Genomic DNA, 7843 nt, shown 5'->3' on the forward strand with positions numbered 1-7843 from the left:
AGGGACAGCCTGAGCAGGTAATGATCCCGGGTCCGCAGGGCACAATTTCGCCTCACGAGCCGGTGATCAAGTCACAAACGGGGACGGGGTTCCATGCTTCGTAGCAACTGGTCTTCCTCGCGCTTGGCGCGGGTTGGCGTTTTCGGGTTTCTCACGGTCACCACAGCCGTCATCTTCACGACCGATGCAGCCGACGCACGGCGCTATCGGCGCCACTATGCGCACCACCGGGTGCATCACGAGGCTTCCGAGAGCTACAGCCCGCAATTCGCGTCGATCATCGTCGACGGTAATTCCGGTGCGGTGCTGCAATCGACCAGCCCCGACGGCATTCGCCATCCGGCTTCGCTCACCAAGATCATGACGCTCTATCTTTTGTTCGAGCGGCTGGAGTCCGGCAAGATGAAGCTCGATACCGAGCTGCCGGTGTCACAGCACGCCGCCGACCAGGATCCGACCAAGCTGAACCTGCGTGCCGGTCAGACCATCCGCGTCGAGGACGCGATCAAGGGCCTCGTCACCCGCTCGGCCAATGACGCCGCTGTCGTGATCGCGGAAGCGATCGGCGGCAACGAGGACGATTTCGCCGCAATGATGACGCGCAAGGCGCGCGCACTCGGCATGTCGAAGACGGTCTATCGCAACGCCAATGGCCTGCCCAACGACGAGCAGGTGACCACGGCGCGCGACCAGGCGACGCTCGGCCGGGCCATCCAGGAGCGCTTCCCGCGCTACTATCGCTATTTCTCGACCACCTCGTTCACCTGGCGTGGCGAGCAGATCCGCAACCACAATCACCTGCTCGGCAGCGTCGAGGGCGTCGACGGCATCAAGACCGGTTACACCCGCGCCTCCGGCTTCAACCTCGTCACCTCGATGCGCCGTGGCAACCGCCACCTCATCGGCGTCGTGCTTGGCGGTCGCAGCGGCGGCTCGCGCGACGCCATCATGCGCAATCTGCTCGCCGAGAATCTCGAGAAGGGCGCAACCACCCACACGGTTGCCGCAGTGACCGAGCGCAATAGTGCCGATGCCAGCACCGACGTCGCCGATGCATCGGAGACCCCGGCACGCCCCGTCCCGCCGGTCCAGGTCGCGGCCGCTTCTGCTCCCGAGGCCCCCGCGCCCCGGCCGGCCTCGCGCTTTGCGGCGCTGGCGGCTGCAACCGCAGCGATGCCCCCGGTGCAGCCCAAGCCTGAAGCCAAGCCCACCGAGTCCAAGATCGAGCCGGCGCCTCTCACCAACGGCGTGATCTCGAGCCAGCCGCTTGCCCTCATTCCGGGTTCGTCCGAGCCGATGAAGCCGGTCCGGGTCAAAACGGTTCAAGTCAAGGCCGGCGCAGTCAAGGTCGCCTCCGCCGCCCCGACGCAGGTCGGACCGCAGGTCACCAACACGATTCCGGCCCGCGGTGACGTCGCCGAGACGTCCGGCGCCGTCGTCGCCAGGGCCGATATCGTCAACAAGCCGGAGCCCGCCCGAGCCGAATTGCCGCCGCAGCCGGCAGGCTTCGGCACCGGCAACGGCGTTCTTGGCGTGCTGCCGGCGGCCACCGCTGCCGCACCGGCGCCCGCGCCGGTTGCCAAGCTTGCCTCCGCCGATCCGGCGCCGCAGCCGATCCAGATGAGCGCCGGCAAGCCGGCCGTCACCCATAGCGGCTGGATCGTGCAGGTCGGCGCGCTCGAGAGCGAGAGCGAGGCCCAGCAGCGCATTGAAGCTGCCCGCAGCTCGGCCCGTGGCCTGCTCAGCAAGGCCGATCCGTTCACCGAGCAGGTCGTCGCCAGGGACAATCGCAAGCTCTACCGCGCCCGCTTTGCCGGGCTCGAACGGGACCAGGCCGAAGCCGTGTGCAAGACGCTGAAGCGCGCCGACATCTCCTGCATGACCCTCCGCAACTGATCTCTCGATCCTTTCGAATCAAAATGCCCGCGCCTTGCGCGGGCATTTTTGTTTTTGGGGACGTGGTGGCGCTGCAGGCTGTTCCGCGACAACCTCTCGTCAAGAATTTACGGTTAAAACTTTACCCAAGGGATCGACCACGCCGACAATGGCGGGCATCTGGGCGACGGCAAACAGAGCAAGGAAGCTCACGCGGTACGGGCGTTTGTGGCGTAGTGCCGGAGTTAGCCGTTATGCGTACGAAGCAGAGTATCCTTGGCCTCGTTTACCCGAGCAGCGAGGTACGTCGAGCCCCCCTGGTCGGGATGCAGTTTCTTCATGAGGGATTTGTGCGCCCGGCTGATGTCGTCGCGCCCCGCTCCCGGCTGCAAGCCAAGGATCTGATAGGCTTCCTCCGCCGTCATTTTGCCGCTCGCCGCCGTGCGGCGCTGCCCCCCTGCCGCGTTGCCCTGCGCGTTCTGACGCCAGGCGGGAAACCGGCGGTCGAGATAGCTTTCAAGTAAGGCCACGCTCTCGGCGTCGAACGCCGGGACCATCGCCAGCAGGCCGGCAAGATCGAACTCGTCGAGGCTGCGCCCGGCATACGGCCCGGAGACGATCTCGCCCGAGAGCTGGCCGGAATCGTGATCGAGCCGCATCTCCAGGAATTGCGATCGCACGCGCGAGGCCCGACCGGATGAGCGCGATGCGCCACCACCGAACAGCCCTCCGACACTGCCAAGGCCCGCATTCGCGAGCGGCGTCCAGCCGAGCAGTCCGGCTCCGAAAAGTCCGAGCGGAATCGCCACCGCCAGTTCGCCCCTCAAGCCGGTAAAGGCGGCGACCGCGAGCGCGACTACACCCCCGCCGAGCTTGATGGTGCGCGCCAGCACCGCCGGATTGGCGGCGCGGAACATCTGGAGCAACAAATAGAGCGTGATAACGGCGACAACGCCGGCGATCAGAGTCATGGCGTGAATATAGTCGCCCAATTGCCAAAAAGCATGCTGTCGCGCCGATCCGGAGGGGCCAGCCTCACTTCATCTGTCCGATCAACTGTGCAGCTCCGCCCGTCGTCTTCGCCAATCGCAGCAACGCCTCGCGGCCGCCGGCGGCATAAGCGGCGGCNGGAGCTGTGCCGCCGCGCCCGGATCGAATCGGCACCAGGCACCGCCGGTCAAACGCGCGATCTCGCGAAACGCCTGTTCGGCGACCGCATCGTGGCCTTCCTGAAACAGGAACACCGGCACCTTCAGCATGCCGAGCTCGCCGGCCTTGGCGCAGAGCGCGTCGACCTTTTCCTCCATGGCGTCACCGACGAAGACCACGGCGCGTACGCCTGATCTAACCGCCTCGCGCCGCGCATCGGTCAGCACTCTGCCGATCTGGGTGTCGCCGCCGCGGCAATCGATCTTGCTCATCAGTGTTGCCAGCTTGCTGCTGTCGGAAATCCACCCCGTCGCGCGGCATTCATTGTAGCCGCGATAGTAGACCAGTCGGATGTCGAGGCTGCCAAGCGCCGCAGCCTCGCGAAACATGTCAGCCTGAAGCGCGCAGGCCATGTCCCAGGTCGGCTGCCGGCTCATCGTCGCATCCAGCGCGAAGATCAAGCGGCCCTTCGCACCCGGTGCATGCGGAGACAATGCACGCGCCTTGGCGACGAAGGCGGCGACATCCTCCGAGGTCGAGGTCTTTGCCTGCGGCAGCGCGCCGTCGCTCTCGGCTCTCTCGGACACGGGATCGCTATCGCGCGGTTTGATGGGATCGCCGGACATCTGGCATCGCCCTTGGTGTCTCGCCACCAATGTGGATAGCGTGCCCTGCCCGGTCAATGTGCAAAGCCTCCGCAGGCGGGCCCGGCGGAGGCTTTGAGACTTGTTTCGGTCAGCTCTTCAGATCAGCTCTTCTCGGACAGCTGTTCCAGGATCAGCTCTTGGCGGGCGCCATCAGGGCAACCGGACCGGGCTCCAGCACCTTCGGCGGCGACGACGTCGTGTCGACCGGCGCGATCGAACTATCGGTATCGCTCAGGAATTTATCGAGCATGCCCTGGATCGAATTCTTGGCATCGTCCGGACCGGTGTCGCGCATGTCGTTGTGCTGGAAGTCGGTCTTCACGACCTGGATGCCGGCCTTCTCACACTCCTCGTCGGTCGGCAGCACGCCCGGATCGGTCTTGAACTGCGGATCGTGGGAGCGGAACGACAGGATCTTGAACTTGCCGGCGGTGACGAAGGGGACGCGGAGATTGTCCAGCGTCACGACTTTCTTGACCTCGTCCGGATACTGCTTGGCGAAATACATGGTGATGTCGCCGCCCATGGAATGGCCGACCATCGTCACCTTGGTGTAGTCAGCGTTGGGCTGAACCTTCTTCATCTCCTGCATCGCCAGATGGATATTGGCGACACCGCGCAGGATCTGCGGCAGGCGGCCGACATAGAGCTCGCCGGGCTTGGTCACCATCGGCGGATCGGTCGGCAAATCGTGCTGCGGGCTCACGACCATGTAGCCGCGCGCAGCGAAGATGTTGGCAAGGAAGCCGTACTCGGTGTTCTTGACGGTGTTGCCGTGATTGATCACCGCGACCGGAAGCGTGATCATGCCGGCATTGGCCTGCATTTCCTTGTCGCGACGGATTGCGATGTCGACAGGCACGGGACGATTGTCGCGCGAAGCGTCGTAGAAGGTGATGGTCTCGTGCTTGATGGCCCACTTGCTCGCCGTGAAATAGGCGACACTGAAGAGGGCTCCCACAGAAACCAGAACGGCAATTCCACGCTTCATTTTCGTCCTCAGCCTCAGGCCGTGCGGCCTGATCCCTGTTGAAAATCGTGTTTCTTCCGAGGCTCTTCGGCCCCTGGTCGCCTATTCCCGAATATATGTCACAGGCGCGTGACAGGAAGGCTAAATATTGTGAACCGACAGCCCTTTCATTGTGCGACGCACACGTTTGGTAGGCACCGCGTTCTGATACCGCCACGTCCGGATACAGATGACCATCCGACGCACCCCGTCACGATCGGGTTCAATTTCACGGTGAATGCGAGGTGAAAACAAACTTCAGGCCCAGCCGGTTCCCGCGGGAACCGGCTGGCGCTGATCGACCGGAAGTAGCGACGTACCGCGCCTAAGGCATGATCCGGACAAGTGTGAAGCGGTTTTTCCTTCGCGACATCAGCGGAACGCGTTTGCGCGGAGATCATGCTCCAACAAAGAGCTAAAGCGCGATGACGGTTCGACCCGATGTCATCGCGCTTCAGGCGCCTAGGATGTCGTGGACCTCGAGCGGTTTGTCCACCTGGCTGAACCACTCGGCGCGATTTGCCGCACGTCGCCGGCCCCGCTCGTCGAGCGGCAGCTTGAGCTGGCGCAGCAGGCTCGTGACCTCCTCCCGCGCGGTGAGGTGGCCGAGATTGGGTCGCATCCCGAGCGTCGCCTCGTCGATCTCGTCGAGGGCAGTCAGGCCGCGCGGAAAGAACTCGCGATAGACGACACGCTCGGCGAAGCCGTCGACGTAGCGGAAGCCGAGCCGCAGCGACAAATCCTTCAGCCCGTCGGCGACGAGCTGCTTGTTGCGCGAGCCGAGCATCGACAGGCGATTGCGCACCACGATCCAGTCGGTGGTCGAGCCGTCGAGCTGACGGCGCTTGCGCCTGACATCGCGCACCATCTCGGCGTAATGGCTTTCCCCTGTTACCGCGTAGTTGGCGGGGTCGACGGTGCCGAGCACGTCGAAATCGAGGAAGCTGTCGTTGATCGGCGTCACCAGCGTGTCGGCCATCGAATGGGCCAGCCGCATCAAATAGCTGTCGGTGCCAGGTGTGTCGATGACGATGAAGTCGAAACTGCTCTCGACCGCCGAGACCGCCTCCATGAACTGCTGGAACTCGGAATTCTCGTTCTCGGCGATCAGCATGGTCTCGCCGAGCTTGATGCAGCGATGCACCGGCAGCTCGAGGTCGAGCTTGGTGCGGCGCGCCCAGGCGGACCGGTTGTTGATGTAACGAGTGAAGCTTTGCTGGCGGCAGTCGAGGTCGATGGTGGCGACGCGCTGACCGGCCTTCAGGAGCGCAACCGCGATGTGCAGGGCGGTGGTCGATTTGCCGGAGCCGCCTTTCTCATTGCCGAGCACAACAACGTGCGCCGAGCCAGATTGGCTTTGGCTAGCCTGCACAAGCATGGCGATCCTCAACACCCCTTAAGCAATATCTTCGATTTGGCCGCGTCTGCGGTCAAGTGAAATGCGTGACAGGATAACGAAATCACAGTGCGATGATGGTCATCATGAATCGCGCGCGGCCTCGCCTCCGTGATCCAGCCCACAATGGCGCGACATCCTCGCTGCAGAACGTGCTGTGCCCGATGTCGATGCATGGCGTCCACGGCCGGCGCTTGTTAAGGTTAGCCGGCTGCGCGGCTGGCGGCGCCGACCCCCAACCTTCCCGAGCTCTGATGTCACCAAGCCCCTTGATCACCCGCACGGTGCCCGCCCTGCGACGCGCCGTCGACAATCTTCGCAAGCGAAAGGCCACGGTCGCGCTGGTGCCGACCATGGGGGCACTCCATGACGGCCATGTGTCGCTGGTGCGCCTCGCCAAGCGGCGCGGCAGCCGCGTCGTCGTATCGATCTTCGTCAACCCGACGCAGTTTGCGCCATCGGAGGATTTCGGCGCTTATCCGCGGACTTGGACAGCCGACATCGCCAAGCTCGCAGCCGAGGGTGTCGACATCGTCTGGCACCCCGGCGTCGAGGCGATGTATCCGGAGGGTTTCGCGACTCGCATCGTCCCGGAGGGACCGGCGCTGGCCGGCCTCGAGGACCGCTTCCGCCCGCACTTCTTCGGCGGCGTCGCCACCGTCGTCGGCAAGCTGTTCACGCAATGCCGGCCCGACGTCGCGATCTTCGGCGAGAAGGACTTTCAGCAATTGCGCGTGGTCACGCAGCTGGCACGCGACCTCGACCTCGGCGTGAAGGTGATCGGCTCCCGCACCGTGCGCGAGCGCGACGGGCTCGCGATGTCCTCCCGCAACGTCTACCTCTCGCCCGAGGAACGCCAGACCGCAACCGTGCTCTACCGCGCCATGAAGGACAGTGCCGGCCGCATTCGCGCCGGCGAAGCGATCAGACCCGCGATGGCCCGTGGCGCCGAGACCATCGCCGCTGCCGGCTTTGCACTCGACTATTTCGAGGTGCGCAACGCAAAGACCCTGGCCCCTGTCACGTCGCGCAACGATGGGCCGCTGCGAATCCTGGTCGCCGCCAGGCTCGGCACGACGCGGCTGATCGACAATGTCGCGGTTTAGAGCAGTCCGAGATCGCGCAGCTCCCGCCGCATCGGCTCAGGCATCGCCGCGATGGTGCCCGCAGCCGACTTGCCGAGATCGGGCGGCACGGAATCCTCGGTGAGATAGCGCCAGCCCTGGAACGGACGCATCGGTCGCGGCGACACCGAAATGACCTTCGGCTGCATCACGATCCGGCAGCGTCCGATGCCATCCTTGTCGCGGAATGGCTCGATGCCGATGATCTTCTCACGCGCGGCGATCTCGCCCTTGATGACCCAATAAAGCGATCCGCCGGCGAGAATCTCGGCGTCGCGCTTCGGCACCATGCGGGTGATGTGGATGTGGTGTTGCGGCAGGCCTTTTTTCTTGGCTGTCTGCATCCGTTCGGCGACCCACCCCTTCAATTCCTTGACGGAGTCGCAGCCGACGGCAAGCTTGATCAGATGGAGTGGCATGGCCCAGCATTAGCGGGCCATGCACAGGTTTTCAAAGCCGAACTAATTGTTATCCGCAGCCGCGGGAGCCGCGCCCGGCGGCGGTGCGAGCGGAACCGGCGCGGCGGCCGGCGCGCGCGCAGCCTTCGGCGCGGGCGGCTTCTTCGCAGCGGGCGCGGCGGCCTGAGCCGAGGTCGCAGCCGGCGCACGGGAGACTGCAGCCGGTGCGGCCGCCGCATTGGCGG

General features: G+C 64.7%; 7 protein-coding genes and 2 pseudogenes. 2 read left to right on the plus strand and 7 right to left on the minus strand.

Features of this window, described 5'->3' with window-relative positions; translation table 11 throughout:
- The first annotated feature begins 93 nt into the window (after positions 1-93).
- Positions 94-1896 carry a serine hydrolase gene (locus AOQ71_RS23075; RefSeq protein WP_057751477.1) on the plus strand — a complete coding sequence of 601 codons (1803 nt, stop codon included), beginning with the start codon at positions 94-96 and terminating at the stop codon, positions 1894-1896.
- 224 nt (positions 1897-2120) lie between these two features.
- On the opposite strand, the gene AOQ71_RS23080 is transcribed toward AOQ71_RS23075, so the two are convergent.
- The 5 genes and pseudogenes from AOQ71_RS23080 to AOQ71_RS23095 all read right to left on the minus strand — a co-directional run bounded on the left by AOQ71_RS23080 (position 2121) and on the right by AOQ71_RS23095 (position 6058).
- Positions 2121-2846 carry a DnaJ domain-containing protein gene (locus AOQ71_RS23080; RefSeq protein ID WP_057751798.1) on the minus strand — a complete coding sequence of 242 codons (726 nt, stop codon included), beginning with the start codon at positions 2844-2846 and terminating at the stop codon, positions 2121-2123.
- A gap of 64 nt (positions 2847-2910) precedes the next feature.
- Positions 2911-3003, minus strand: a pseudogene (locus AOQ71_RS48315) (VWA domain-containing protein); the annotation flags it as partial.
- A 1-nt stretch (position 3004) separates the two neighbouring features.
- Positions 3005-3650 (minus strand): annotated as a pseudogene (locus tag AOQ71_RS48320) (VWA domain-containing protein); the annotation flags it as partial.
- A gap of 151 nt (positions 3651-3801) precedes the next feature.
- Entirely contained in the window at positions 3802-4662 is an 861-nt protein-coding gene (locus AOQ71_RS23090) for an alpha/beta fold hydrolase (RefSeq protein WP_057751481.1), read from the minus strand.
- Between the two features lie 472 nt (positions 4663-5134).
- Positions 5135-6058, minus strand: a complete 924-nt coding sequence (locus AOQ71_RS23095; protein ID WP_057751483.1) for a division plane positioning ATPase MipZ — start codon at positions 6056-6058, stop codon at positions 5135-5137.
- A 272-nt stretch (positions 6059-6330) separates the two neighbouring features.
- Here AOQ71_RS23095 and panC point away from each other — a divergent pair, with 272 nt between their 5' ends.
- Positions 6331-7182: a pantoate--beta-alanine ligase gene (gene panC, locus AOQ71_RS23100; RefSeq protein WP_057751485.1), complete on the plus strand. Its 852-nt coding sequence runs from the start codon at positions 6331-6333 to the stop codon at positions 7180-7182.
- On the opposite strand, the gene AOQ71_RS23105 is transcribed toward panC, so the two are convergent.
- Positions 7179-7619: a DUF1489 family protein gene (locus tag AOQ71_RS23105; RefSeq protein ID WP_057751487.1), complete on the minus strand. Its 441-nt coding sequence runs from the start codon at positions 7617-7619 to the stop codon at positions 7179-7181. The two genes, panC and AOQ71_RS23105, sit on opposite strands and share 4 nt — an antisense overlap.
- A 42-nt stretch (positions 7620-7661) precedes the next feature.
- Positions 7662-7843 (minus strand): hypothetical protein (locus AOQ71_RS48325; RefSeq protein WP_245317081.1); only part of this gene is annotated, 182 nt, incomplete at its 5' end.

Source organism: Bradyrhizobium manausense (assembly GCF_001440035.1).
Lineage (GTDB): Bacteria > Pseudomonadota > Alphaproteobacteria > Rhizobiales > Xanthobacteraceae > Bradyrhizobium > Bradyrhizobium manausense.

Excerpts from the sequence above, each read along its gene's own strand:
- AOQ71_RS23075 (WP_057751477.1), top strand. The coding sequence starts at position 94 with ATGCTTCGTAGCAACTGGTCTTCCTCGCGCTTGGCGCGGGTTGGCGTT.
- AOQ71_RS23080 (WP_057751798.1), bottom strand. The coding sequence starts at position 2,846 with ATGACTCTGATCGCCGGCGTTGTCGCCGTTATCACGCTCTATTTGTTG.
- AOQ71_RS23090 (WP_057751481.1), bottom strand. The coding sequence starts at position 4,662 with ATGAAGCGTGGAATTGCCGTTCTGGTTTCTGTGGGAGCCCTCTTCAGT.
- AOQ71_RS23095 (WP_057751483.1), bottom strand. The coding sequence starts at position 6,058 with ATGCTTGTGCAGGCTAGCCAAAGCCAATCTGGCTCGGCGCACGTTGTT.
- panC (WP_057751485.1), top strand. The coding sequence starts at position 6,331 with ATGTCACCAAGCCCCTTGATCACCCGCACGGTGCCCGCCCTGCGACGC.
- AOQ71_RS23105 (WP_057751487.1), bottom strand. The coding sequence starts at position 7,619 with ATGCCACTCCATCTGATCAAGCTTGCCGTCGGCTGCGACTCCGTCAAG.